This is a genomic window from Dehalobacter sp. 12DCB1 (assembly GCF_004343605.1).
Taxonomy (GTDB): Bacteria; Bacillota; Desulfitobacteriia; order Desulfitobacteriales; family Syntrophobotulaceae; genus Dehalobacter.
On record NZ_POSF01000002.1, the window covers coordinates 154,952 to 179,932 of the forward strand.

The 24,981-nt window shown below is 45.2% G+C and carries 31 protein-coding genes; 30 read left to right on the forward strand and 1 reads right to left on the reverse strand.

Going from position 1 to position 24,981, the window contains the following annotated elements:
- Positions 1-37: 37 nt before the first annotated feature.
- The 27 genes from C1I38_RS01365 to C1I38_RS01495 all read left to right on the forward strand — a co-directional run bounded on the left by C1I38_RS01365 (position 38) and on the right by C1I38_RS01495 (position 21,204).
- The gene (locus C1I38_RS01365) at positions 38-415 is read left to right on the forward strand and encodes a response regulator (RefSeq protein WP_020491979.1); all 378 of its coding nucleotides are present in this window, start codon (positions 38-40) and stop codon (positions 413-415) included.
- 563 nt (positions 416-978) lie between these two features.
- Positions 979-1,461 (forward strand): hypothetical protein, encoded by a 483-nt coding sequence (locus C1I38_RS01370; protein ID WP_243103692.1) that lies wholly within the window; start codon positions 979-981, stop codon positions 1,459-1,461.
- Between the two features lie 44 nt (positions 1,462-1,505).
- On the forward strand, positions 1,506-2,147 hold the full coding sequence (gene fsa / locus C1I38_RS01375; protein ID WP_020491981.1) for a fructose-6-phosphate aldolase: 642 nt from the start codon (positions 1,506-1,508) through the stop codon (positions 2,145-2,147).
- Between the two features lie 16 nt (positions 2,148-2,163).
- Positions 2,164-3,138 (forward strand): class II fructose-bisphosphatase, encoded by a 975-nt coding sequence (gene glpX, locus C1I38_RS01380; RefSeq protein ID WP_020491982.1) that lies wholly within the window; start codon positions 2,164-2,166, stop codon positions 3,136-3,138.
- 126 nt (positions 3,139-3,264) lie between these two features.
- Positions 3,265-3,465 carry a 50S ribosomal protein L31 gene (gene rpmE / locus C1I38_RS01385; RefSeq protein WP_019225004.1) on the forward strand — a complete coding sequence of 67 codons (201 nt, stop codon included), beginning with the start codon at positions 3,265-3,267 and terminating at the stop codon, positions 3,463-3,465.
- Positions 3,466-3,551: 86 nt separating this feature from the next.
- Positions 3,552-4,430: a DUF1385 domain-containing protein gene (locus C1I38_RS01390; protein WP_020491983.1), complete on the forward strand. Its 879-nt coding sequence runs from the start codon at positions 3,552-3,554 to the stop codon at positions 4,428-4,430.
- Between the two features lie 28 nt (positions 4,431-4,458).
- Positions 4,459-5,526, forward strand: a complete 1,068-nt coding sequence (gene prfA, locus C1I38_RS01395; protein WP_020491984.1) for a peptide chain release factor 1 — start codon at positions 4,459-4,461, stop codon at positions 5,524-5,526.
- Between the two features lie 32 nt (positions 5,527-5,558).
- Positions 5,559-6,437 carry a peptide chain release factor N(5)-glutamine methyltransferase gene (prmC, locus tag C1I38_RS01400; protein ID WP_020491985.1) on the forward strand — a complete coding sequence of 293 codons (879 nt, stop codon included), beginning with the start codon at positions 5,559-5,561 and terminating at the stop codon, positions 6,435-6,437.
- Between the two features lie 118 nt (positions 6,438-6,555).
- Complete coding sequence (locus C1I38_RS01405) at positions 6,556-7,677, forward strand: L-threonylcarbamoyladenylate synthase (protein WP_119775525.1); 1,122 nt, start codon at positions 6,556-6,558, stop codon at positions 7,675-7,677.
- A complete protein-coding gene (locus C1I38_RS01410) occupies positions 7,668-8,216 on the forward strand; it encodes a manganese efflux pump (RefSeq protein ID WP_119775527.1) in 549 nt (182 codons plus the stop codon). The genes C1I38_RS01405 and C1I38_RS01410 overlap by 10 nt, the downstream gene beginning before the upstream one ends.
- Before the next feature lie 42 nt (positions 8,217-8,258).
- Positions 8,259-8,708, forward strand: a complete 450-nt coding sequence (locus C1I38_RS01415) for a low molecular weight protein arginine phosphatase (protein ID WP_119775529.1) — start codon at positions 8,259-8,261, stop codon at positions 8,706-8,708.
- A 62-nt stretch (positions 8,709-8,770) separates the two neighbouring features.
- Complete coding sequence (gene rpiB, locus C1I38_RS01420) at positions 8,771-9,208, forward strand: ribose 5-phosphate isomerase B (RefSeq protein WP_020491989.1); 438 nt, start codon at positions 8,771-8,773, stop codon at positions 9,206-9,208.
- Between the two features lie 57 nt (positions 9,209-9,265).
- Positions 9,266-9,829 (forward strand): TIGR01440 family protein, encoded by a 564-nt coding sequence (locus C1I38_RS01425; RefSeq protein ID WP_020491990.1) that lies wholly within the window; start codon positions 9,266-9,268, stop codon positions 9,827-9,829.
- Between the two features lie 118 nt (positions 9,830-9,947).
- Entirely contained in the window at positions 9,948-11,195 is a 1,248-nt protein-coding gene (gene glyA / locus C1I38_RS01430) for a serine hydroxymethyltransferase (protein WP_020491991.1), read from the forward strand.
- Positions 11,196-11,220: 25 nt separating this feature from the next.
- Positions 11,221-11,853: a uracil phosphoribosyltransferase gene (gene upp, locus C1I38_RS01435; protein ID WP_020491992.1), complete on the forward strand. Its 633-nt coding sequence runs from the start codon at positions 11,221-11,223 to the stop codon at positions 11,851-11,853.
- Entirely contained in the window at positions 11,837-12,466 is a 630-nt protein-coding gene (locus tag C1I38_RS01440; protein WP_243103694.1) for a dCMP deaminase family protein, read from the forward strand. Before upp ends, C1I38_RS01440 begins: the two co-directional genes overlap by 17 nt.
- Positions 12,467-12,764: 298 nt before the next feature.
- A complete protein-coding gene (gene wecB / locus C1I38_RS01445) occupies positions 12,765-13,922 on the forward strand; it encodes a UDP-N-acetylglucosamine 2-epimerase (non-hydrolyzing) (protein WP_119775530.1) in 1,158 nt (385 codons plus the stop codon).
- 182 nt (positions 13,923-14,104) lie between these two features.
- On the forward strand, positions 14,105-14,335 hold the full coding sequence (locus C1I38_RS01450; protein ID WP_083916775.1) for an AtpZ/AtpI family protein: 231 nt from the start codon (positions 14,105-14,107) through the stop codon (positions 14,333-14,335).
- On the forward strand, positions 14,325-14,693 hold the full coding sequence (locus C1I38_RS01455) for an ATP synthase subunit I (protein ID WP_020491995.1): 369 nt from the start codon (positions 14,325-14,327) through the stop codon (positions 14,691-14,693). The genes C1I38_RS01450 and C1I38_RS01455 overlap by 11 nt, the downstream gene beginning before the upstream one ends.
- Positions 14,694-15,455, forward strand: coding sequence for a F0F1 ATP synthase subunit A (gene atpB, locus C1I38_RS01460; protein ID WP_020491996.1), 762 nt, complete (start codon positions 14,694-14,696; stop codon positions 15,453-15,455).
- Between the two features lie 86 nt (positions 15,456-15,541).
- Positions 15,542-15,775: a F0F1 ATP synthase subunit C gene (gene atpE, locus C1I38_RS01465; RefSeq protein WP_015044915.1), complete on the forward strand. Its 234-nt coding sequence runs from the start codon at positions 15,542-15,544 to the stop codon at positions 15,773-15,775.
- 83 nt (positions 15,776-15,858) lie between these two features.
- Positions 15,859-16,419 (forward strand): F0F1 ATP synthase subunit B, encoded by a 561-nt coding sequence (atpF, locus tag C1I38_RS01470; protein WP_020491998.1) that lies wholly within the window; start codon positions 15,859-15,861, stop codon positions 16,417-16,419.
- Positions 16,413-16,985 carry a F0F1 ATP synthase subunit delta gene (locus tag C1I38_RS01475; protein ID WP_020491999.1) on the forward strand — a complete coding sequence of 191 codons (573 nt, stop codon included), beginning with the start codon at positions 16,413-16,415 and terminating at the stop codon, positions 16,983-16,985. Before atpF ends, C1I38_RS01475 begins: the two co-directional genes overlap by 7 nt.
- A gap of 4 nt (positions 16,986-16,989) precedes the next feature.
- Positions 16,990-18,492 carry a F0F1 ATP synthase subunit alpha gene (gene atpA / locus C1I38_RS01480; RefSeq protein ID WP_020492000.1) on the forward strand — a complete coding sequence of 501 codons (1,503 nt, stop codon included), beginning with the start codon at positions 16,990-16,992 and terminating at the stop codon, positions 18,490-18,492.
- An 18-nt stretch (positions 18,493-18,510) separates the two neighbouring features.
- Positions 18,511-19,359 (forward strand): ATP synthase F1 subunit gamma, encoded by an 849-nt coding sequence (gene atpG, locus C1I38_RS01485; RefSeq protein ID WP_026156400.1) that lies wholly within the window; start codon positions 18,511-18,513, stop codon positions 19,357-19,359.
- 37 nt (positions 19,360-19,396) lie between these two features.
- Positions 19,397-20,800, forward strand: coding sequence for a F0F1 ATP synthase subunit beta (atpD, locus tag C1I38_RS01490; RefSeq protein WP_119775532.1), 1,404 nt, complete (start codon positions 19,397-19,399; stop codon positions 20,798-20,800).
- Between the two features lie 2 nt (positions 20,801-20,802).
- A complete protein-coding gene (locus tag C1I38_RS01495; protein WP_020492003.1) occupies positions 20,803-21,204 on the forward strand; it encodes a F0F1 ATP synthase subunit epsilon in 402 nt (133 codons plus the stop codon).
- A 79-nt stretch (positions 21,205-21,283) separates the two neighbouring features.
- Here the strand turns inward: C1I38_RS01495 and C1I38_RS01500 are convergent, their stop codons facing one another.
- The gene (locus C1I38_RS01500; RefSeq protein WP_026156401.1) at positions 21,284-21,592 is read right to left on the reverse strand and encodes a metal-sensing transcriptional repressor; all 309 of its coding nucleotides are present in this window, start codon (positions 21,590-21,592) and stop codon (positions 21,284-21,286) included.
- A gap of 194 nt (positions 21,593-21,786) precedes the next feature.
- On the opposite strand from C1I38_RS01500, the gene C1I38_RS01505 reads away from it, so the two are divergent.
- The 3 genes from C1I38_RS01505 (at position 21,787) to spoIID (ending at position 24,878) form a co-directional block, all read left to right on the forward strand.
- The gene (locus C1I38_RS01505) at positions 21,787-22,419 is read left to right on the forward strand and encodes a hypothetical protein (protein ID WP_119775534.1); all 633 of its coding nucleotides are present in this window, start codon (positions 21,787-21,789) and stop codon (positions 22,417-22,419) included.
- A 195-nt stretch (positions 22,420-22,614) separates the two neighbouring features.
- Positions 22,615-23,865, forward strand: a complete 1,251-nt coding sequence (gene murA, locus C1I38_RS01510) for a UDP-N-acetylglucosamine 1-carboxyvinyltransferase (protein WP_026156403.1) — start codon at positions 22,615-22,617, stop codon at positions 23,863-23,865.
- Between the two features lie 77 nt (positions 23,866-23,942).
- On the forward strand, positions 23,943-24,878 hold the full coding sequence (spoIID, locus tag C1I38_RS01515) for a stage II sporulation protein D (RefSeq protein WP_119775535.1): 936 nt from the start codon (positions 23,943-23,945) through the stop codon (positions 24,876-24,878).
- Positions 24,879-24,981: the final 103 nt, after the last annotated feature.

The following is a 24,981-nucleotide window of genomic DNA, read 5'->3' on the forward strand; positions in this document are numbered from 1 at the left end:
GACAACTGCAAATCTAGTTATAAAAAGGGGGGCTTTGATGCTGAAGATGTTAATTGTGGATGACCAAAATGGGATCAGAAGACTTCTAACCGAGGTTTTTTTAGAATATGGTTATGAGATTGAATCGTGCGGTAGCGGAATAAAAGCGCTTGAGATTATTCCGAAATTTCAACCGGATCTGATAATCATGGATGTTAAGATGCCTGGAATGAGTGGAATTGAGGTTCTAACGAAACTCAGGGAGACAGATTTTAAAAGCCGGGTCATCATGATGACGGCATATGGGGATCAGATTTTTTATAAACAGGCTGAGGAACTAGGAGTATCCGGTTTTGTTGTTAAACCTTTTGATTTAAATGACCTAAAAAAACAGGTTGGAGAAATCATCAATGCGGATCAGGTTTCTGGGGATTGAAACGTATGCAAAAAATAATGGCTTGAATGGTCAACGAATTAACCGGCCAGACTTCCAACGAAAGTCTGGCTTTTTGACGGCTATGGAGGGGTCTAATGCAACGGTGCCATGGATGGTAAAAAACGGCGATTCTAATATTCTAAAAAATCTAAGGCAGGAATAATATTTTACTTGGAGAACTATAAACTATACGGCATAGGTAAGCTGATGTGATCCGTGACTTGAGACGGTAACGGAAGGCCTAATGCCACGGCCACGGATGACAAAGAACTGCAAGGCCACGGAGCCTGATACCGCGATTTCATGGAGCGGAAAGACCCAATAGGCTGACAGTGTGGGAGGTGAGCCTAAAGATGATTGTTCAGGCGGTCTCAAGCATGGGGATGCTTTGTTCCCACTGCGGGAAACTTCAATTTAAAACATTATCAGTGTTTTCTTTTGCTCACTTGGGAAAAAACAGTTTCATTTGCACGTGCGGTACTCCATTATTGACGCTCATCAGTTTTGAGAGCAAGAAAATCGGCATAGAATATTCTTGTATTTACTGCGGGAGGCCGCATCACTTGGTTACTAGAAGGGAGTTGATTTGGGGAGAACAACCTTTGCGCCTGGGATGCAGTGACAAGGAACTGCCGGTAGGCTATATCGGCCCTGAATCACGTGTCATGGAATTGTGCACAGAAATCAAAAAGAACTTTGTCCGTCTAGCTTCGGAGTTAACAAGCGATCAGGAAGATCTCGATATAATGACAGATGATTTTTTTGTTGTCTATGGCGTTATGGAAATACTTGGCAGGTTGGTTGAATGGAAAAAGCTTGGTTGCAAATGCGGAAATCATAACCTAACTGTAGAAATATTACCTGACCGTGTAGAATTGATTTGCGATTTATGCAAGGCAATAGGTATTATTTATACTGATAATAAGGATATTTTGCGCATACTAGAACAAACGGGAGCAATTACTTTAGAGGAAAATGAGATACGGATCATCAACGATTCTCTAAAGGGAAATCATAGAAAGAATATCATTACGGAGGTTGAGTAGCTTTTTTTGCTATGCCGTATATTATTAAAGGAGGAATTTGGCCTATGCGTTTTTTCCTTGATTCAGCCAATATAGGAGAGATTTCCCGGGCGTGGGACATGGGAGTCATCGCCGGTATAACGACGAATCCTTCTTTGGTAGCCAGAGAAAAAGAGGACTTCCATACCCTAATCCATAAAATTGCCGGGATTGTCGATGGCCCCATTAGTGCGGAAGTCATAGCGCTCGATTATGAGGGTATGTGCCAGGAAGCCCGGCGGCTCGCAGATATTCATCCGAATATTGTCGTCAAAATTCCGATGACGCTTGGCGGCTTAAAAGCCGTCAAGACACTACGGGAAGAAGATATCCAGACGAATGTTACATTGGTGTTCAGCCCTGTTCAGGCACTGATGGCAGCAAGGGCAGGGGCCGCTTATGTCAGCCCTTTTTTAGGAAGGCTTGACGATATTGGGGAGGTCGGCATGAATGTTCTGGCTGATATCTGCGAAATTTTTGAGGTCCATGATCTGGACTGCGGGGTGATTGCCGCAAGTATTCGTCATCCTGTTCACGTCCTGGAAGCGGCTAAGATTGGCGCGGATTTTGCGACAATACCTTTTGGCGTTTTGAGCAAATTATCCGAGCATCCCTTGACAACTGCAGGAATTAATAAATTTATGGATGACTGGAAGAAGTTAAGTTAAGAAGGGTGAAAAAGAGATGGAAAGAGAATTAACCATGGAATTTGCCCGGGTGACGGAAGCGGCAGCACTCGCTTCAGCGCGCTGGGTAGGAATGGGACAGAAGAATGAAGCCGATGATGCGGCAGTGGAAGCTATGAGATCTTTGTTCGATACCGTGCACATGGATGGTACGGTTGTGATCGGCGAAGGTGAAATGGACGAAGCCCCGATGCTTTACATTGGGGAGAAACTTGGTACGGGCGAAAAGCCCGAGGTTGATGTTGCCGTTGATCCCCTCGAGGGAACAAATCTTGTTGCTAAAGGAATGCCGGGAGCCATAGCGGTTTTAGCTGTGACCAAAAGATATGGACTTCTGCACGCCCCGGATATGTATATGAATAAAATTGCTGTCGGTCCCAAGGCTGCGGGACGTATCCATCTAGATGCTCCGGTCGCTGAAAATCTTGAGAACATAGCCAAGGGACTCAATAAGAAAATCCAGGAACTTACGGTGGTTATTCTCGACAGGCCCCGTCACAGTGAAATCATCCGTCAGGTAAGAGAATGCGGCTCCAGAATACGCCTGATTACCGACGGTGATGTCGCTCCGGCCGTTGCCTGCGGGCTGGAAGGCAGCGGAGTTGATGTGATGATGGGGGTCGGAGGAGCTCCTGAGGGTGTGCTCGCCGCTGCTGCCCTGCGCTGTATGGGCGGTGAAATGCAGGGGAGACTTTGGCCGGAGAATGAAGAAGATGTTGAAAGAGCCCGGAAACTAGGTATAATGGATATCAATAAATTGCTGACACTCAATGATCTGGTCAATACGGATGACATCTTTTTTGCGGCAACCGGAATTACGGAAGGACCGCTGCTTAAAGGCGTGATATACAGCAGTGAGGGTGCCACGACGCACACTGTGGTGATGAGAGGTAAGACTGGTACGGTTCGTTTTATTGAAGCCAAACATTGTTTTGCCAAAAAACCCAAATATGCAATTAAAGGTGCCTGCTAAAAACGCTGTGAAAAGGAGCTTTCAGAATTGTTTTTTCTTGACCGAAAGGCAAAGAATGTGCTAGAATATTCAGAGTTGACTGTATTTGATTGAGACGGATCTGATTGGGAAGGAAGGTGACGGGTTATGAAAGAGAAAATTCATCCGAAATATGAACAAACTACCATTAGCTGCGCTTGCGGCAATATTATAGAAACAGGTAGTACGAAGAAGGATATCAAGGTCGAAATTTGTTCCAAGTGTCATCCTTTTTACACTGGAGTTCAGCGATTTGTTGATGCTGGTGGACGAGTCGATCGTTTTAAAAAGAAATACGGTTTGCAATAACAACGGTCTGAGGCCGTTGCCTGTAAAAGACAAGGAGCAGAGCGTAAGCTCTGCTTTTCGGTTATTAGGCCTGGAGGTTTAAATTTATGGAAAAACCTGTTCAATATGGAGGGCAAGCGCTGATTGAAGGAGTAATGATGCGCGGGCCACGGGCGATTGCGATGGCTGTTCGTCTACCCAACGGAGAGATTGAAGTAACGACCCAAGATATTCATCCCTGGTCTCAGAAGCCGGTTCTCAAATTGCCGATTATCCGGGGCTTTGTTGCGCTACTCGAATCCCTGGTGCTTGGAACCAAAGCCTTGATGTTTTCTGCCGACCGCGCTGTTGGCGAAGAAGAAGGAGAGGAGCTTGGCTTTTGGGCGATGGCATTAACGATCATTATTGCCTTTGCTGCCGGACTTCTGTTATTTGTCGGAATACCGACAGCTTCCGCCCATTTATTGACAGATATTTTTCCTGGCACGGTGCTGCAAAATATTGTCGAAGGCCTTATTCGTCTTATTGTGTTATTTCTATATATTTTTCTGATTTCCAGATTAAAGGATATTCAGCGGGTATTCCAATACCATGGGGCGGAACATAAAGCAATATTTGCGCATGAAGCTGGCGTAGAACTAAATACGGAGAACACTCGGAAATACTCCAGACTGCATCCACGGTGCGGGACGAGCTTCTTGCTTATTGTTGTTATCGTTAGTATCTTTGTTTTTGCCTTTTTGGGCGTGGATCCTTTGTGGTGGCGTATTGTTTCCAGAATTATCCTGATGCCGCTAGTAGCTGGAGTTTCGTACGAGCTTTTGAAGCTGTCAGGGAGATTTTCCAAATCGATGTTTTTAAAGTGGATCATAGTTCCCGGCCTTCTACTGCAGAAGCTTACGACCAGGGAACCGGACGACTCCCAACTTGAGGTTGCGATTGCTGCGCTTAACGGGGTACTCGCGACCGGACAGGAACTATCATAGATAAAATTCATTTGGGAGAGGTTAAAACATGCTAAACAGGCTCGAAGAGATTGAAAAAAAATATGACGATCTGACAGAGCTCTTGGCCAAGCCGGAGATCATCGCTAATCAGGCTGATTTTCAGAAATATGCCAGAAGCCAGTCGGCGCTTACAGATATAGTCGCAGTATTTCACGAATATAAAGAAATAAACCGGCAGATCGAAGATTTGAAAGGTATGCTTGCTGAGGAACGCGATCCTGAAATGAGAGAAATGGCCGAGGCCGAACAGGATGGATTAACAAAGAGCAAAAAAAAGTTGGAAGAGGATTTGAAAATCCTGCTATTGCCGAAGGATCCGAATGATGAGAAAAACGTCATTATGGAGATTAGAGCCGGCGCTGGCGGAGATGAAGCGGCTTTGTTTGCAGGTGATTTATACAAGATGTATACAAAATATGCCGAAAGTCAAAACTGGAAGACGGAACCCTTAAGTGCCAGTTTCACGGATATTGGTGGCTTTAAAGAGATTATTTTTATGATCGAAGGACAAGGTGCTTATAGCAGACTGAAATATGAAAGCGGCGTTCACCGTGTTCAGCGAATTCCTGCGACCGAATCCGGCGGCAGGATTCATACGTCTACCGTGACGGTTGCCGTACTGCCTGAGGCCGAGGAAGTCGATGTTGCGATTAACCCAAACGATATCAGGATCGATATTTTTTGTTCCAGCGGCCCCGGTGGTCAGTCAGTCAATACGACACAGTCGGCAGTCCGCATTACCCACTTGCCGACGGGGATCGTGGTCTCTTGCCAGGATGAAAAGTCCCAGCACAAGAATAAGGATAAAGCCTTAAAAGTGCTCAGAGCCAGGCTCTTGGAGAAAGCCCAGGAAGAAGCAGCCGGCGAGATTGCCCAGGAACGTAAAAGCCAGGTAGGGACAGGTGACCGCAGTGAGCGCATCCGAACCTACAACTATCCGCAGGGCAGGGTTTCCGATCATCGTATCGGCCTTACACTGCATAAACTGGACAGCATTTTGATGGGTGACATCGAAGAAATCATTACGGCATTGATTTCGGCCGATCATGCCGAAAGGCTCAAAGCTTCGGTCTAATGGACAAAGATGAAAGCAGGAGTTTACCGGGTATGACAGACAGACTTGATGCTGATCAGCCAATGGAGCTGCTTCGGCAAGGCACACAGTATTTAGCGCAGTGCGGGGTAGCTGACGCCCGGGTAGAGGCGGATCTTATTCTGGCCTTTGTGCTTAAAACGACGAGAGACAAACTATATGCCGAGCGTGACAGGGTAATCGCTTCCCCGGAAAAAGAGATCTATAATGATTTCCTGAAACGACGTGGTCAGAGGGAACCACTTGCTTATCTGCTTAAGACCCGTGAATTTATGGGTCTTGATTTCTTTGTGAACCCAAGCGTTCTGATCCCGAGGCCAGAAACGGAACTTCTAGTTGAGAAAGTCCTGGAATTGGGCAAGAATATAGGTAGAGAACGAGAACATAAGGAAGTTTCTACAAGGGTTCTTGATCTTTGCACAGGCAGCGGGGCAATTGCCGTTGCTGTGGCCTATTATTGGAATCAGGCGTCTGTTGTCGCTGTTGATATGTCTTTTGAAGCTTTGACTGTCGCTAAAATCAATGCGGCCAAGATGAACGTGAATATTGACTTTCGTCTGGGAGATCTTTTTGCACCGGTACAGGGAGAAAAATTCAGCCTGATTGTTTCCAATCCTCCGTACATCTCAGAACAGGAAATTCTGGAGTGTCCGCCGGAAGTCAGGAAAGAGCCTGTCTTAGCCCTGCTGGCTGGAAAAGATGGATTGGATTTTTACCGGAGGATTGCTATGAAAGCAACAGAATTCTTGAACCATGGGGGAATAATTCTGGTGGAAATCGGATATTCCCAGGGAACCCAGGTTCGGGAATTATTTAAGGCTGCCGGATACCAAACCGAATTATTTTCTGACTACGCTGGTCTGGATAGAATAGTGCTGGCCCGTAAGGAATAGAATTTCGTTAATAGCCGTTTGGAAACCGCCGTCAGCCGAGTACCCTTCAACCCTGAGGCTAAGCACTTTACATGCAATTTAGAGTTAATAAGGTACTAGGGATCACGAAGGAGCTGCTATGGAAACAAAAAAAATCTGGCTGAAGCCGGACAGCATTAAACAGGATAAAGAATTACAGGAAGCAGCAGCTTTGCTACGCCAGGGTGAAGTCGTGGCATTTCCAACCGAAACCGTTTACGGGCTTGGTGCGAATGCGCTGGACAGTAAAGCCTGTGCTAAAATATATGCTGTGAAAGGACGTCCTTCGGATAATCCGTTGATTGTTCATGTTGCTACTTTGGACGAAGCAAAGCAGCTTGTCCGTGTTTGGCCACAGCAGGCTGAAATCTGCGCGCGGAATTTCTGGCCAGGACCTTTAACGCTGATACTGCCTAAGAGAACGGATATTCCGGAGATTGTAAGCGGGGGACTGGACACTGTAGCGGTCAGAATGCCGAATCACCCTGTTGCCCTGGCATTGATTGAAGCAGCGGGTTGTCCGCTGGCCGCACCAAGTGCGAATATATCGGGAAAGCCTAGTCCAACTAATGCAGATCATGTTTGGCGTGATCTAAAAGGGAAGATTCCGTTGCTGATAGATGCCGGATCTTGTACAGTGGGTCTCGAATCGACTGTACTCGATTTGACAGGGGAATTACCAACGGTTCTGCGCCCGGGAGGAATTACGCTTGAACAACTTCGGGCAGTGCTGGGGAAGGTCGAACTGGACCGTAGTACTGATAACGGACTGTCTACCGTAAAACCCAGGTCGCCTGGCATGAAATATAGACATTACGCACCGCAAGGTGAAATCATTTTATTCAGCGGCAGTACCTTTGAAAAAGCTGAAAAAATTACGAAATATCTCAGGAACAAAAACAACGCGGCAAGGACTGCGGCACTGTGTTTGGACGAAACAATTGCCAGATTGACCGAAGATACGACCAGCAGGGCTGATATGATATTTGTACTTGGTTCCAGAAATAATCTTGATTCAGCAGCCAGCCGTCTGTTTGAGGGACTGAGACTGTGTGACGAGCAAAATATCGATATCATTCTAGCGGAGGAGATTGCAGAAGAAGGAATAGGACTTGCTTTTATGAACCGCTTGAAAAAAGCAGCTGGCAAAAAAGAATTTCTGGACCAGGGACGCAAGTATCCTGGTCTGACCAAAATTAAGGAGGAAAAAAATTGGAATTAACATGGATTATAGCGGTATCAATAGCACTAGGGATGGATGCCTTTTCCTTCTCGCTTGCTTTGGGAATGATTGGAACCGACAATAAAACAGCGCTGCGGCTGAGTACTGTCGTGGCAGCGTTTCATGTTTTCATGCCGCTTTTGGGTTTGTGGATTGGACAGAAACTTGGATTGCTGTTTGGCAATGTTACAATTGGAATTGGAGCTGTCATTTTGCTCTGGCTTGGCAGTAAAATGATTCTGGGAGCCATTCTGGGATCGGGAGAAAAAAACATTCCGAGTTTAAAAGGTTTCGGAATTTTTGTTTTGGCAGGAAGCGTCAGCCTTGACGCGCTGAGTGTCGGATTTTCTCTGGGTACGTTTGTCAGTATGATCCTGCCGGCAATCCTGATCATGGGCTTTACCGCAGGCATCATGACAGGATGCGGCATCTTTCTTGGCCGAAGAATTGGGACCTGGGCCGGCAGCAAAGCTGAAGCCATTGGTGGCAGTATCTTATTTTTGATTGGCCTGAGAATGATCTTCAGTCTTATTTTCTAAGTCAATCAAATTATAATTTACTAGTCCGGAAAAGAGGGTATAATGATATCTAAGAAAATTTTGTTTGTTTGTACAGGAAATACATGCCGAAGCCCGATGGCAGAAGGTCTTGCCCGCTTATACTTTCCGGAAGGGGTTGAGATTTTCTCGGCTGGTATTCAGGCTTTGGATGGCGATCCCGTCAGCCCGTATGCAGGGCAAATTCTCCAGGAAAGGGGAATTGATTCCCGGCAACACCGAGCAGCCAGACTGCAAAAAGACACACTTGCTGCAGCGGGCCTGATCCTGACAATGACCAAAGCTCAGAAAAAATTATTGGTCAGTATTTATCCGGAATATCAGGATAAAATCATGCAGCTCGGAGAATGGGCTGGTTTAGATAAAGAAATTTCCGATCCATGGCTAGGATCTCTGGAAACATATAGGTTATGTGCGGAAGAAATTGAAGAAACGATCAAAGCCGGAATAAGGCGGTATCAAGAGAAAAGTTAGCGCCTGTAAATGCTAAATTACAAAAAATAATGATAAAAAACTACGGAGTTTAGGAGGCAGAAATGAAAATTGCATTGGGTGCAGATCATGCAGGATATCAGCTTAAGGAGTGCATCAAAGAATTTCTTGCGGAAAAAGGCTACGAAATTCTAGATTGCGGTACAGACAGCGACAGTTCCGTTGATTATCCGGAGTATGGATTCAATGTCGGGAAAGCAGTGATAGAAAATAAAGTAGATTCTGGAATCGTGGTCTGTGGCACCGGAATAGGGATTTCCATCGCAGCTAATAAAGTCAAGGGAACTCGGGCTGCCCTTTGTACCGACAGTTATATGGCCAAGATGGCCAGGCAGCATAATAATGCTAATATTCTAGCACTTGGAGCAAGGGTAATTGGTCAGGGTGTTGCGCTGGATATTGTCGAGACTTTTTTGACGACATCCTTCAGCGGGTGGAAACATGCCAGAAGAGTAGATATGATTAGCGATTTTGAACAGTAATTTTAATCTTTAGGCTGAGAATATTGGCCAAAAAAATAAGAAAGGCGTGAGGGTACTATGGCGGATAAGAAGGAAATGCTTCAACAAATCAAAGATGAGTGGGAGCATATTCTTCAAGCCTTTGAGGATATAGCTGAACTAAAGCCTGGACAACTGTTGGTTATCGGCTGCAGCACGAGTGAAATTATCGGCGAGAAGATTGGCAAAGCCGGTAACAAAGAAGTAGCTGATGTTCTGTTTGAACCACTTCGGAAGTGGGCGGACAAGCTTGGGATTCTTTTGGCGGTTCAATGCTGTGAGCATTTAAACCGGGTGCTCATCGTAGAAAGAAATGCGGTTGACAGGCTGAATCTTGAACCCGTTGTGGTGATACCCTCTCTTTCAGCAGGCGGAGCAATGTCCCTGGCTGCCTGGGGAAATTTTTCCGATCCTGTTACTGTCGAACAGGTTAGGGCTGATGCCGGAATTGATATCGGAGACACGTTGATTGGTATGCATCTTCGCCCGGTGGCCGTCCCACTAAGGATTAATGTCCGGAAACTTGGTGCGGCTCATCTTAATCTTGCCAAAACTCGGCCGAAGTATGTCGGCGGCCCAAGAGCTTCTTACCCCTGTAACTGAGGCGGGTCAGGACAGAAGTTTATACGATGGCATATGCTAAACAGAATAATTTTAAGGTTGATAAGATGCAGAGAAGGTAACAATATCCTAGTTATTTATGATAGAGGTGAATATTTAGATGGATTATATTCAGAAATATTTAGCAATCCAGGACTCTGAGGTAGCAAAAGCCATAGAGCTGGAAGAAAACAGACAGGAAAATAAAATTGAACTCATCGCTTCGGAAAACTTTGTCAGCAGGGCAGTTATGGCTGCTCAGGGTTCGGTCCTCACAAACAAATACGCCGAAGGATATCCGGGAAAACGTTATTACGGCGGATGTGAGCATGTTGATATAGTTGAAAGCCTGGCCAGGGAAAGGGTCAAAAAACTGTTTAATGCGGAACATGCTAATGTTCAGCCCCATTCAGGAGCGCAGGCCAATACAGCAGTTTATTTTGCAATGCTGAATCCTGGGGACACGGTTCTGGGCATGGACCTGTCTCATGGGGGGCATCTTACGCATGGAAGTCAGGTCAATATCTCGGGAAAATATTTCAATTTTATTGAATATGGCGTTGATAAGGAAACAGAACGGATTGATTACGACAATCTGCATAAACTGGCGCTTGCCCATAAACCAAAGATGATTGTGGGTGGAGCGAGTGCTTACCCTCGCTTAATCGATTTTAAACGAATCAGAGAAATTGCCGATGAAGTTGGTGCTTACGTGATGATTGATATGGCGCATATTGCAGGTCTGGTGGCAGCCGGTCTTCATCCGAGCCCCGTTCCCTATGCGCATTTTGTAACCAGCACAACCCATAAGACGTTAAGAGGACCAAGAGGCGGGCTTATTCTCTGTAAAGAGGAATTCGGGCCAAAGATCGATAAAGCGATATTCCCTGGAATTCAGGGCGGCCCACTGATGCATGTGATTGCAGCCAAGGCCGTGGCTTTTGGTGAAGCTCTTCTACCGGGATTTGTTGAATATCAGCAGCAGATTTTGCAAAATGCCCAGGCCTTAGCCAAAGGATTTCTGGCAAGAGGGTTCCGTTTGGTTTCAGGTGGTACGGACAACCATCTACTGCTACTGGATGTCAGAAGCAAGGGGCTGACTGGCAAAGAAGCCGAAACACGGTTGGACAGTGTTGGCATTACCGTGAATAAAAATACGATCCCGTTTGATCCTCAGAGTGCCAATGTAACGAGCGGTATCCGGATCGGTTCGCCTGCGGTCACGACCAGAGGGTTGAAGGAAGCTGAGATGGATCTGATCGCCGAAGCGATTGACCTGACCTTGAGTACGGCCAGCGATGCTTCGAAAACTGCCCGGGCCGAAGCAATTGTCGAGGATATTTGCGGAAGATTTCCCTTGTATAAGTAAGCTAACCTGGGAGGAGCAAATAATAATGGGAAATGTCTACATCTCGAATCATCCTTTGATTGAGCATAAACTCAGATTAATTCGCGATAAAAATACGAGCTCGAAAGAATTCCGGGACCTGATTGAGGAAGTAGCCATGCTGATGACGTATGAAGTCACCAAAGACTTCCCACTGGAGGAAATCGAGGTTCAGACGCCGCTGGCTACAGCCAAGGCCAAAAGAATATCTGGCCGGAAAGTTGTTTTGGTTCCGATCCTGAGGGCAGGCCTAGGAATGATGGACGGGATGCTTAAGATCATACCTAATGCCAGGATCGGCCATATTGGTCTCTGCCGGGATCATGAGACCGTTCAGCCGGTGGAGTACTATTTTAAGATGACCTCAGATTCCAGGGAAAGAGATATTATTTTGATTGATCCAATGCTTGCCACAGGAGGTTCAGCTTCTGCAGCGATTTTTTCCATTAAGAAGCGTGGTGCCAGAAGTATTAAACTTGTTTGTTTGATAGCAGCACCAGAGGGTATAAGCGTTGTCCAGGAAAATCACCCGGATGTCGATATCTACGTTGCGGCTGTCGATCAATGCTTAAACGAGTCCGCCTATATCATTCCGGGACTCGGAGACGCAGGGGACAGACTGTTTGGAACGAAAGGATAACAACAGGGAAGAAACAGAAAATGAACAGGAAAAGATCCTAACAGATATAATGACAGTAGCGTCTGGTACGAGTATACTAAAAATAGAGAATTATCTTGGCAGACAAAAATTAGTGGACTTTTTTAGCAAAGGAAAGCGGAATGCGGGGAGTAGTGTGATGAAAAACCAAACTAGGCCAGCGTGGGACGAATATTTCCTTGATCTTGCCCGGCTGGTGGCCAGGCGGTCGACCTGCTTAAGGCGCAATTACGGTGCAGTGATTGTCAAAGACAATATTATTGTTAGCACGGGTTACAATGGTGCTGCCAGAGGGGAGCCCAACTGCATTGACATCGGGGAATGTGTCAGGGAACGGTATAATATTCCCAAAGGGGAAAGATATGAGTTATGTGTGGCGGTTCACGCTGAACAAAATGCGATTATTGCCGGTGATCCCGTAAAAATGCAGGGAGCCACAATCTACATATCCGGCTATGAATTTGATGGGGAACAAGCATCAGGGGAACCCTGCCTGTTGTGCCGGAGAATGATTAAAAATGCGATGATTAAACGGGTTGTCTATCTTGATGAAAACGGTAAAAAAAAGAATATTCGCTTCGAGACAAGCGAGTAATAAACCATAGGATGATGGAGCTGTATGCGAATAGTTCACACAAACTATTTGCATCATTTTTTACTCTCGGTTATTTATTCCATATTAGGTAGCGTGCCACGATTCCAGTATCAGGTAGAGCATGGGACGGGACAGAAGCATGAAGGCGTTTAGATAGCCTTTATCTCTAATAAATGGCAAAATAAAGACAATTATAGTTGTATATATTTGCGAAAAATGTCTTGGGCGTGTATAATATTTAAGATTAAAGGTCTTTGAAGTACGCATTCAGGCATTGCCCAACAGTGAGGGAAATATTGTGGAATTGAAGCAACGAAAATATAAGGTCATGACTGTATTTGGAACCAGACCTGAGGCTATTAAGATGGCACCTCTCGTAAAAGCATTAGAAAAACAAGATGGCGTTGAAAGCCTGGTCGTTGTTACTGCCCAGCATCGTGAGATGCTGGATCAGGTTGTTAAACTCTTTGACATTATACCTGATTATGATCTTGATTTAATGAAGCATGGACAGACCCTGACCGCCCTTACCACTGGAGTGCTGACAGGAATGGATGAGATATTGCTTAAGGAAAAACCGGATTTGATTTTGGTACAAGGGGATACTACAACTACTTTTGCGTCAGCCCTAACAGCTTTTTATCATAAGATCCGGATTGGCCATATCGAGGCTGGCTTGCGAACTGGCCAGAAATATTCTCCTTGGCCAGAGGAAATCAATCGGAAACTTACCAGCAGTTTAACAGACCTGCATTTTGCACCTACCGAAGTATCGAGAATTAATTTGCTGCGCGAAGGGGTCGCCCCGGAGAATATATTTGTTACAGGTAACACAGTAATTGATGCCTTATTAAGTACCGTTAAGACGGAATATCAGTTTGCGGATATAGATTTGAACAAGATCTTACAAGCAAATAAAAATAAACGAATGATCCTAATGACAACGCACCGCCGAGAGAATTGGGGAGAACCCATGCGGCAGATCTATCAGGCGCTGGAGACAGTCCTGAGGGAATTTCCTGATACCTATGTTATATTTCCGATGCATAAGAATCCTACGGTCAGGAAAGTAGTCGGGGAGGTTCTGGGAGGCAATGAAAGAGTCCATTTAATTGAACCTTTGGATTACGAACCCTTTGTAAATCTAATGGCGAAGGCCTATCTGATCTTATCAGACTCTGGGGGGATACAAGAAGAGGCTCCTTCACTGGGCAAGCCCGTTCTAGTGGTCAGGGATACGACTGAACGGCCTGAGGCTGTAGATTCAGGAACCGTATTGCTGGTTGGGACACAATATAAAAAAGTTGTTGAGAGTATTCAGCAGCTATTAACCGACCAGGATGCCTATGAAAAAATGTCTCAAGCGGCAAACCCATACGGGGACGGCAGATCAAGCGCAAGAATCACCCAAATTATTGTTGAAAAATTTTATGATCGTAAGATTTTCAGTATCTGATCACAAAATTTTTCTTATAAAAAACCAAAATAATTAAAAAAATTGCAAAATAAAAACTGATGATTATGTGAAGGAGAGATAATCCTAATTCTAGGCGGCTTTTGACGGCAAGTGCAATTGGCATAAATCTTGCATTATATATTATGTTGTCAACGAAAAACCAAGAGATTTGAGGGAACCAGATGGCTGACAAATTTACAAGTGATGTTGTCAAGTATATGCTATGGGGATCATCAAGTGCCTCTGCTCTTGTTGGCTTGGAAGTAGGAGGATATTTTTTCGGAAATTATTTGGATACTCATTTTGGCACTGACCCTTTATTTAAGGCAGTTTTGATGATTCTAGGTATTTTGTTCAGTATACTATCTCTAATATTAATTTATTTAAAGTTAGGTAAAACGGATGGAAAATAGCAGGTTTATTCAGATTTTGACGGTTATTCTCTGCATTACTGTTTTAATCGTAATATGGCGAACAGAATTTTATCCCCTTGTCGGTTTATTGATCGGCTATTATACGGGCATAATTAATGTTAAGTGGCTACTTAGGGATGCTCGAAAAGCAATGGACAAAGATAAGAAAGCAGCCCTAAAAACATACTACAAAAGCTTAGTATTCAGGTTGGTAATCATTACGTTGGTATTTGCTATTGTTGCAAAGTTCCAACCGGAATGGCTTTATTATGTGGCTATAGGAATGATGATTGGTATTGTTATTCCTATAATTGTAGCAAGGCATCAACTAAGAAAAACGAAAGGTGGTGAAAATTAAATGCATGATACCGTACTATGGGTATTGGGAAATGGCACTTTGCATGCGAAGACTCTGATTATGACTTGGGTCACGATGATACTTCTTTTGGGTTTTGTCTTTCTTTGTAAGCGTAATCTGACAAGTGGGACACCCGGAAAACTTCAAAATCTTTTGGAATGGATCATTGATTTTGTCAGGGGCCTTATCTCTGATAATATGAACTATAAAAAAGGATCGTCATTGCTCGGGTATCTTCTTTCCCTGATTATGTTTGTTTTTTTTGCGAACATGATTGGCTTGATTCCCAATATATTCGCACCCTTACTCGATCACGTACACTTTGCTAGAATCAATGAGATGTTTGGCGGAGCAATTTTCAGTGCGCGAACAACAACGTTTTCGTCGCCAACAGCAGATGTTAATACGACCTTTGCTTTATCTACAATAACGATTGTTTTAGTATTGGTCTATGGACTCAAATATAAAGGTGCGCACTATTTCAAACACTTTCTTGAACCTTATCCGCCTTTTGCGATCCTTCATATTATTGATTTTGTCGCCAAGCCTTTGACCTTAGCTTTCCGACTATTCGGTAATATTTATGCCGGAGAAATCCTGATTGCAGTCATTCTCATGATCCCGGGTATATTTGCCTTCGGTGGAGTTATTCCGATGCCATTCTGGCTTGTTTTCTGCGTATTTATCGCAGTAATCCAATCCTATGTTTTTACAATATTAACGGTGGCCTATGTCGGTCAAGCTATCGAAGAGTCTCACTAACAACGGTATTATTTCAGGGCTAAAAAGAAGCAATCTGAAATCAATAAATACAAAATGAATTTATTTATTTAAGGAGGAAATTTAATATGGATATCACTGCTGCTGCGTTGATAGGGACTGGTATTGCTGCCGCGGGTGCGGCCATTGGAGCTGCTATGGGTAATGGAAACGTTGTTGCTAGCACAATTGATGGGATTGCCCGTCAACCTGAAGCCAGAGGAACTTTAATGAGCACCATGTTTATTGGTATTGCGCTGGTTGAGATTCTTCCCCTCTTGTCCATCATCATGGCTCTGTTAATGTTCTTTACGAAGTCCTAAGGTGTACTTAAGTAAAATGCAACAATTGAATAACGACACCGTATTAATCTACTGCTCAAAATAGAGAGGAGGGGGAATATCGCTTGAATCCCTTCGTAATAGGTCTTACCAATTCGATTGCCTCAACAGCTGCTGCTGGTCCTACGACAAATAGCCCGTTACATTTTGACTACACATACTTTGTTCAGCTTCTTTCATTTTTGCTTTTAGTCTGGATCCTGAAAAAGTTTGCTTGGACACCAATTATGAATATGATGGAAAAACGCCGTCAGGGTATTGAAAATAACTTGGCCCAAGCCGAACAGGAAAGAAAAGAAGCCGAAAGAATCCGGCTGGAATATCAGCAGGAAATGCGTCAGACCCGCCAGCAAGCTCAGGAAATTATTGAGAAGGCTACCAAAAGCAGCGAGCAGCGTGCTGAAGAAATTATTTTGGAAGCTCGTAAGGAAACCGAGAAAATCAAACAGTCAGCCCTTGCCGACATTGAACGGGAACGTGACAGGGCAATTGCTGATGTCAAAGCCCAGGTAGCCGATATGTCCGTAGCCGTTGCTGAAAAAATCATTCGGCAAAAACTGGATATAACGGGTCAGGAAGCTCTCATTGAACAATTTATTCAAGAGGTAGGGGATCGGCCATGTTAAACGGCGCTCTCGCACATCGTTATGCGCAGGCTCTTTTTGAATTAGCTGTTGAGATGTCTGTCCTCGATCAAATCGATAAAGAACTGCATGATTTGGCGGAAACCGTAGCCCAAAATAATGAGCTAAAAGTTTTGCTGAACCATCCCAATATTGAAGCAGAAACCAAAAAGAAGGTTCTGGCGAAGATACTTGATGACACTGTTTCTGACATGACCAGTCATTTTGTTTATCTGTTGATTGATCGCAGGAGACAGAATCTCCTCAGTTTAGTTCAGCGTGAATTTGCACGTCTTGCCAATGAAGCACGCAACTTAATCGAAGCAAAAGTTACCAGTGCCACAGCACTGACTCCGGCGCAAGAGGAAAAACTCAAAGAAATGATTGCCAGATCGACTGGCAAGAATGTTCGTTTACTTTCCGAAGTAAATCCGACATTGATCGGTGGAGCCAAACTTCAAGTGGGAGACCGTGTGATAGATGGCTCAATTACAACCGCATTGTCTAAAATACGTGATGAATTGAAAAAAACATCGTTAAAACCTCAGCAGGAAGTAGGGGTGAACTAAAAGAATGAATTTACGTCCCGAAGAAATTAGTTCTATTATTAAACAACAAATCGAGCGTTATGAATCCGCCATCGAAGTCGTTGATGTTGGTACCGTTATTCAGGTAGGCGACGGTATCGCGCGTGTCTATGGCTTGGAGAAAGCAATGTCCGGTGAACTTTTGGAGTTCCCCGGCGGTATATACGGGATGGCCATGAACCTGGAAGAAGACAACATCGGCTGCGTTATCCTGGGACCTTATTCCAGCATTAAAGAAGGCGATCAGGTCAAGCGTACCGGTAGAATCGTGGAGGTTCCCGTTGGAGAAAAATTAATCGGACGTGTTGTCAATGTTCTTGGACAGCCCGTCGATGGCAAAGGGGAGATTGTTCCAGCCGGATATCGTCCGATAGAATCAGATGCTCCCGGTGTAGTCGACAGAAAAAGAGTAAACGAACCGCTGCAGACCGGTCTGAAGTCGATTGACTCCATGGTGCCAATCGGCCGCGGACAACGTGAGCTGATAATTGGGGACCGCCAGACAGGTAAGACGGCGCTGGCCGTAGACACCATTATTAATCAAAAAGGACAGAATTGTATCTGTATTTATGTGGCTATCGGTCAGAAACAATCGACCGTAGCCAGTGTTGTGAAGAAGCTAGAAGAGCATGGCGCGATGGAATATTCGATCGTTGTCATGGCGACAGCTTCCGACCCGGCTCCGATGCTTTATATTGCACCATATTCTGGTTGTGCGATTGGTGAGTATTTTCGGGACAAAGGTCAGCATGTTCTGGTGGTCTATGATGATCTCTCCAAACAGGCGGTTGCTTACCGCGAACTGTCGCTCTTGTTGAAACGTCCGCCCGGACGTGAAGCTTATCCCGGCGACGTTTTCTATCTCCATTCCCGTTTGCTGGAACGTGCGGCTAAGCTGTCCCCAGAAAAGGGAAGTGGCTCACTGACAGCGCTGCCGATCATTGAGACTCAAGCCGGTGACGTTTCTGCGTATATCCCGACGAACGTTATTTCCATCACCGACGGTCAGATATTCTTGGAATCAGACCTGTTCTTTTCCGGTTTCCGTCCTGCAATCAACGTCGGTATCTCGGTATCGCGTGTTGGAGGAGACGCTCAGATCAAGGCTATGAAACAGGTAGCCGGTCAGCTCCGTCTGGACCTGGCATCTTATCGCGAATTAGCGGCTTTTGCCCAGTTTGGATCTGATCTGGATAAAGCGACTCAAGCCAGACTTAACCGCGGTCAAAAAACCATGGAGATCCTGAAGCAGGGACAATATCAGCCGATGCCGGTCGAAGAGCAGATCATCGTCATCTTTGCGGCGACGAAAGGTTATATCGATGATGTCCCAATGGAAAGAATGAAAGAATTCGAACAGGAACTTCTCCGCTTCATGCGTACGACTCAGATTCCTGAGAAAATCCGTACGGAGAAAGCTCTTTCCAACGAGCTCATGAAAGAAATCGGCGATGCCATCAATGAGTTCAAGCAAGGCTTTTTAGCTTAGAAAGAGTAGGTGAATGAAGTGGCAGGAGTACGCGATATTCGCAGACGGATCCGTAGTGTAGCTAATATGCAGCAGATTACCAAAGCCATGAAGATGGTAGCTGCCGCGAAATTACGGAAGTCTCAGGAAAAAGTCATCGCTTCCCGCCCATATGCCAAACAGCTTCAGAGTGTCCTAGCCCGTCTTGTTCAGAACCAGGCGGAGGCAAGGCATCCGCTTCTGGAAAAACGTCCGGTGGAGAAAGTGGGATATATCCTTGTAACGTCAGACCGAGGTCTGTGCGGAGGATTTAATACCAACTTGAATCGTATGACCAGGAGTCTGCTTGATGAAAAGACGGACGTTCAAGCCGGTTTGGTAGCAGTAGGCCGGAAAGGCATTGATTTTTTTACCAGACGTAATATTGAAATCATTACACAGTTTACTGGATTGGGTGATAGCCCCAATTATAGCCAAGCCAAAGGCATTGCTAAAGATGTCATTGGGTTATATACCCGCGGCGAATTAGATGAGGTTTACCTCGTTTATTCTAAATTCATTTCGGTTCTGTCTCAGGAACCAACCGCTATCAAATTACTGCCGATTGAACCATCCGCAGAAAAGGCCAGTGGCAGCTATATCTTCGAGCCTGAACCCCAGCAAATGTTGGAAAAATTACTCCCCAGCTATGTTGAAAGTCAGATTTTCAGCGCCCTCTTGGAAAGCAAGGCGAGTGAAATGGGGGCAAAAATGACGGCGATGGATTCAGCGACGGAGAATGCCAAAGAAATGATTGGCAAGTTGACATTAATAATGAACAGAGCTCGTCAGGCGGCGATTACCAAGGAAATTTCTGAAATTGTAGGGGGAGCTGCGGCTTTGGAGTAGCTGCTTTTCGTACCTTATCAAAGGAGGTTGCAAGCTTGTGTCAAAAATAGGTAAAGTAATCCAAGTTATGGGCCCGGTTGTTGACATCGAATTTGATCCCGATGCCCTGCCGGAAATCAATAGCGCAATCATTATTCAAAACGAAGCGAAGAAATCCAAACTCACTTTAGAAGTTGCCCAGCATCTTGGTAACGACACCGTACGTTGTGTAGCGATGTCGTCCACCGACGGTCTGACCAGGGGTGTAGAAGCCGTGAATACCGGTGCACCGATCACCATCAGTGTCGGGAATGAAACATTGGGAAGAATGTTCAATGTCTTAGGAGAACCAATCGACAATCTGCCCGCGGTCAAAACTGAACTACAATTTCCAATTCACCGCAAAGCGCCTGCGTTTGTTGATCAGGAAACCACAGATACGATGCTGGAAACAGGGATTAAAGTAGTCGATCTCTTAGCACCATATGCTAAAGGCGGTAAGATCGGACTGTTCGGCGGCGCCGGCGTAGGCAAAACCGTTCTCATCCAGGAGCTCATTAATAACATTGCAACCCAGCACGGCGGTATTTCCGTATTTGCCGGGGTTGGTGAACGTACCCGTGAAGGGAATGACCTCTGGAATGAAATGAAGGAATCCGGGGTTATCAACAAGATGACCATGGTGTTCGGACAGATGAACGAACCCCCCGGAGCCCGTTTGAGAGTAGGACTGACCGGTCTCACCCAAGCTGAATTTTTCCGTGATGAACAGGGACAGGACGTTCTCCTTTTCATCGATAACATCTTCCGCTTTACCCAGGCCGGATCGGAAGTGTCTGCACTTCTTGGTCGTATGCCGTCGGCGGTTGGTTATCAGCCGACTCTCGCTACGGAAATGGGTAACCTGCAGGAACGTATCACGTCAACGAAGAAGGGTTCCATTACCTCAGTTCAGGCGATTTATGTGCCTGCGGACGACTTGACGGACCCTGCGCCGGCTACGGCCTTTGCACATTTGGATGCCAAAACGGTTCTCTCTCGCGCGATTTCCGAAATGGGTATTTACCCGGCGGTGGACCCGTTGGATTCCAGTTCTCAGATCATGACCCCGGACATCGTCGGTCAGGAGCATTACGAAGTTGCCCGCGAAGTGCAGAAGATCCTGCAGCGTTTTAAAGAGCTTCAGGATATTATCGCGATCCTTGGTATGGACGAGCTAAGCGAAGATGACAAGCTACTCGTTAACCGGGCTCGCCGTATTCAGATCTTCCTGTCACAGCCATTCAGCGTTGCTGAAGCATTTACCGGTATGAAAGGCAAATATGTACCGGTCAAAGATACGATCCGGAGCTTCAAAGAAATCTGCGAAGGTAAGCACGATGCTCTGCCTGAGGAAGCGTTCCGGTATGTCGGTACGATTGAAGAGGCGATTGAAAAAGCGAAACAGTTGGGAGCTGTATAACCATGGCTGGAACGTTTAACTTTGTTGTCGTGGCACCCGCCGGCGAAGTCCTGAATACAGAAGTTGAATTCGTCCTTGCACCCGGAGCAGAAGGGGAACTCGGAATTCTAGCCAATCACTCCCCACTCATTGCCAACCTGGTGATCGGCGTTATCCGCTATACCCAAAACGGCAAAGTGGAAAAAATGGCGATCAGTGGCGGTTTCATGGAGGTTGCCCAGAACAAGGTGACGATCCTAGCTGATACTGCCGAGCTTGCTGAATCCATTGATGTTGCCAGGGCAGAAGCGGCCAAAGAGCGCGCCGAAAAACGCATCAGCGAGAAACAGTCCGAGACGGACATACTCAGAGCGGAAGTTGCTTTAAAAAGAGCCGTGGCTAGGCTCAAAGCAACAGAAAAATAGTCTCAGGTTAAAGTGAAAAAAGGATGCAGCGGTCATAGTGCTGCATCCTTTTCTTATCTGATCTTAATTTATTTCTCATTTATTTTAGAAACTTATCAATAGCATCATTCAGTTTATCGATGACTTCGGTATTGTTTTCCTCATAGGCATGGATCAGACAATGATTAATATGATCGCTTAGGATTACTTTGCCAGTGTTGTTAAGTGCCGAGCGGACAGCCGACAGCTGTATCAGTATTTCACTGCAGTCGACTTCATCGTCAACCATTCTTTTTATACCTTCCAGATGACCGATCATTCTGGCCAAGCGGTTTAATACATTTTTCTTGTTTGGATGGATATGAGTATGAGTATGTAGTTTCGTACGATCAAGGCTATTATTTTCCATCGGAGTAGCTCCCTTCAGTAAGTTGCCAGAAAATTCATATATAACATCTTACCATAAAAAGGCTTCAGGCGACATAGTTAAAAGAATTTGTATGTTTTGGGAATCTCCACTTTGGTCAAACTATTAATAAGTTGATGACATTTTAATTATAGATAGGAATGACAACTAATAATAGTAAGCTGGAGTGAGAGATTGTGTCTGGAAAAAAGACCTTGCTTTGTTTGTTCATATCCTTGATCATTATCGCCTTATCAGGATCTTCAGCTGGGATTGCCAGCAACATGAAAGCCCAGAACAATCCTGACAAGGATCTTGTTCTGCTTCTTCATTCAGGACTTGCATCTTGCCAAAATGCCCGTGTCAAATATATTATCTGGACGGAAGATAGCAATAGCCAGAAGGAAATAGAAAGTATTTTGCAGTCTAGTGACTTGCTGTGGAATAAAACTGTCCTGAGCGACTTTGCCAACAGAACGGCCTATCGGTACAGCGCAGAGTTGGAAATTGATCAGGACCAGGAAATTAATGCTCTCAACACGTATGAAGTGCTGGGCCTTCAATTATCCGGACCGGAAACAAAAGTGTACCTTGAAGAAAGCGTTGATCAGGAAATCGATATCCAACGCTATTTTAAAATGAACACCATCAGCATTATTCAAAAAACGGATATTCCATCGCTCTATGCTTTATCCGGTTATACCCAAGGATTAGGGCAGGGTGTTAAGGCCGGGAAGGATACAATCAATATACAGACGGTTACCAGAAAATACGAAGATAACCGAGGAAGGACTGTACTTGCGCTGCCGGCGCTCCTTGAGGAAGTATAGTATATGAACATGATAACTTCCAGATTGACAGTGGTATGAATAAGTTTTCTTTCCTGCTTGCAGGAAAAAAGAACTGAAGAAAAGAACTATTATTGTTGAAATGGAAAAACGGATATGGGATGATTGATACTGGATTGTTTAGACTGGGTCATGATATAATTGTAGTTTAGAAATAGGTCAGGAGATGACAATAATTTGAGCAAATTTGTTGTGACAGGCGGAAGAGAATTAGAAGGGAAAGTGGATGTCAGCGGCGCGAAGAACGCTATATTACCGATTATTGCAGCAAGTCTGCTGACTTCAGATAAAATTGTATTGGAAGAAGCCCCCGATCTGCTCGACGTTCAAGTTATGGGGCAGGTTATCGAATCTCTAGGGGGAAAGGTTAAAAGAAAAAACAAGAAATTACATATTGAAACAAGAGATATCGAAAACATAGAGGCTCCTTACGATCTTATCTCAAAAATGCGAGCATCCATATTTATTATGGGGCCTTTGCTTGCTCGTAAGGGCAGAATCAGGATTTCTCATCCCGGCGGATGCGCAATCGGGTCTAGACCGATTAATTGGCATATTAAAGGTTTGGAGCTGTTGGGAGCCCAGGTACGTATGGATAATGGTTTTTTGGACGTTTCGGCCTCCAGACTGAAAGCGGCAAGAATATATCTGGATTTTCCGAGCGTTGGAGCAACCGAAAATATCATGATGGCTGCTGTAAACGCGGAGGGCACGACCATTGTTGAGAATGCTGCCCAGGAACCCGAAATCGTTGATCTCGCCAATTTTATTAACGAAATGGGTGGTAAAATTCGCGGCGCAGGCACGAATATCATCAACATTGAAGGGGTCAAAGAACTCCATGGGACCACACATACAATCATCCCGGACCGGATTGAAGCAGGAACATACATCTTGATGGCTGCGGCCTGCGGCGGTGAAGTCTTGGTACGGAACGTCATCCCAGTTCACTTGACCTCGCTCTTGGCCAAACTTGATGAAGCCGGCGTAGTATATAAAGAGGAAGATGATGGCATAAGAGTCATTGGCAAAGGAAACTATCATGCTGTAGATATTAAGACCCAAGTGCATCCGGGGTTTTCAACCGATCTGCAGGCTCCGATCATGGCGATGCTTACACGGGCCCATGGGACTTCAATGGTTACAGAGACCGTTTTTGAAAACAGATTCATGCATGTCGAAGAACTGAAAAGAATGGGTGCAGACATCCGGATTGAGGGCAGAAGTGCGATTGTCCAGGGAGTGGAGAACCTTCATCCCGCTACCGTAAGTGCAAGTGATTTGCGGGCCGGAGCGGGCCTTGTTCTGGCAGCGCTGACGGCCAATGGCACCTCGGAAATCAGAGAGATCCATCATATCGAAAGAGGTTATGAATATCTTGAAATTAAATTAAAGGGTATTGGCGCCAATATAACGAAAGAAGAATAACCAACTCGTTGGTATCATATCGTTGCCCTCCTGTGCATACAAATAGGATATGCTTGTACTGCGCAGGAGGCCAAAACGTGAGTCAAAGAATGAAAACAATAACGGCCGCTGTCATGGCCGTTATCTTTTTTGTAGGAATACTGCCCGTGCTTATCAGCTGGTTTGGGGATAAAGACCAGGAAGATCTGGGAAAGCAGGTAAGGGTCAAACTTGCAGATGGCCAGATCAAAGCAATGCCCATTGAGAAATACCTGATTGGGGTAGTTGCAGCCGAAATGCCAGCCGAGTTTGAAACAGAAGCGTTAAAGGCCCAGGCTGTTGCCGCCAGGACCTATGTACTTAAACGTATGGCATCTACTGAAGGCAGCGACTTTGATGTGGACACCACTGTCAATACGCAGGCCTGGAATTCCAACGAAGAAATGCGGACAAAATGGGGAATCATCAACTACTGGAAATATCAGCGCAAGATCACAGATGCGGTTAAAGCTACGCGAGGTAAGGTTATTACGTTTCAGGGAGAAATGATTAATGCGTTTTTCTATAGCAGCTGCGGCCGAAAAAAAACTGAACGGGCTGGAGACGTTTGGAGCACAGATCTGGATTATCTCAAAAATGTGCCGTCCGGGGAAAGTGATCCGCTACGGTTCGTCAAACATCATATCTTTCAGTGTGCTGAATTTTACCAGCTTCTTGGTTTCACCCAGATCCCGGAAAAGTTTTCGGACAGTGATGTTATCCTGGTTGAAAGGACGAAAGCCGGTCGGATAAAAACACTGGCTGTCAGAAACAAAGTATTCAAAGGAACGCAACTTCGGAGCAAGCTTCAGCTTTCCTCGACCGATTTTGAATGGGAGATCCGCGGAACAGAAATTGAGTTTGTAACGTACGGCAAAGGACACGGAGTCGGGATGTCACAATACGGGGCCAATGACCTGGCCCAAAAAGGTGAATCGTACATTGAAATTTTGGGACACTATTATCTGGAGACAAAACTTGAGAAGATCTATTAAGTAAAAGTATATTGCCAGTAGACAAAAGATACATACTTTAAATGATGTATTAACTGGTAAAGGGAAGACAGACTCACTAAATGAGACTGTCTTCCTTTATAAC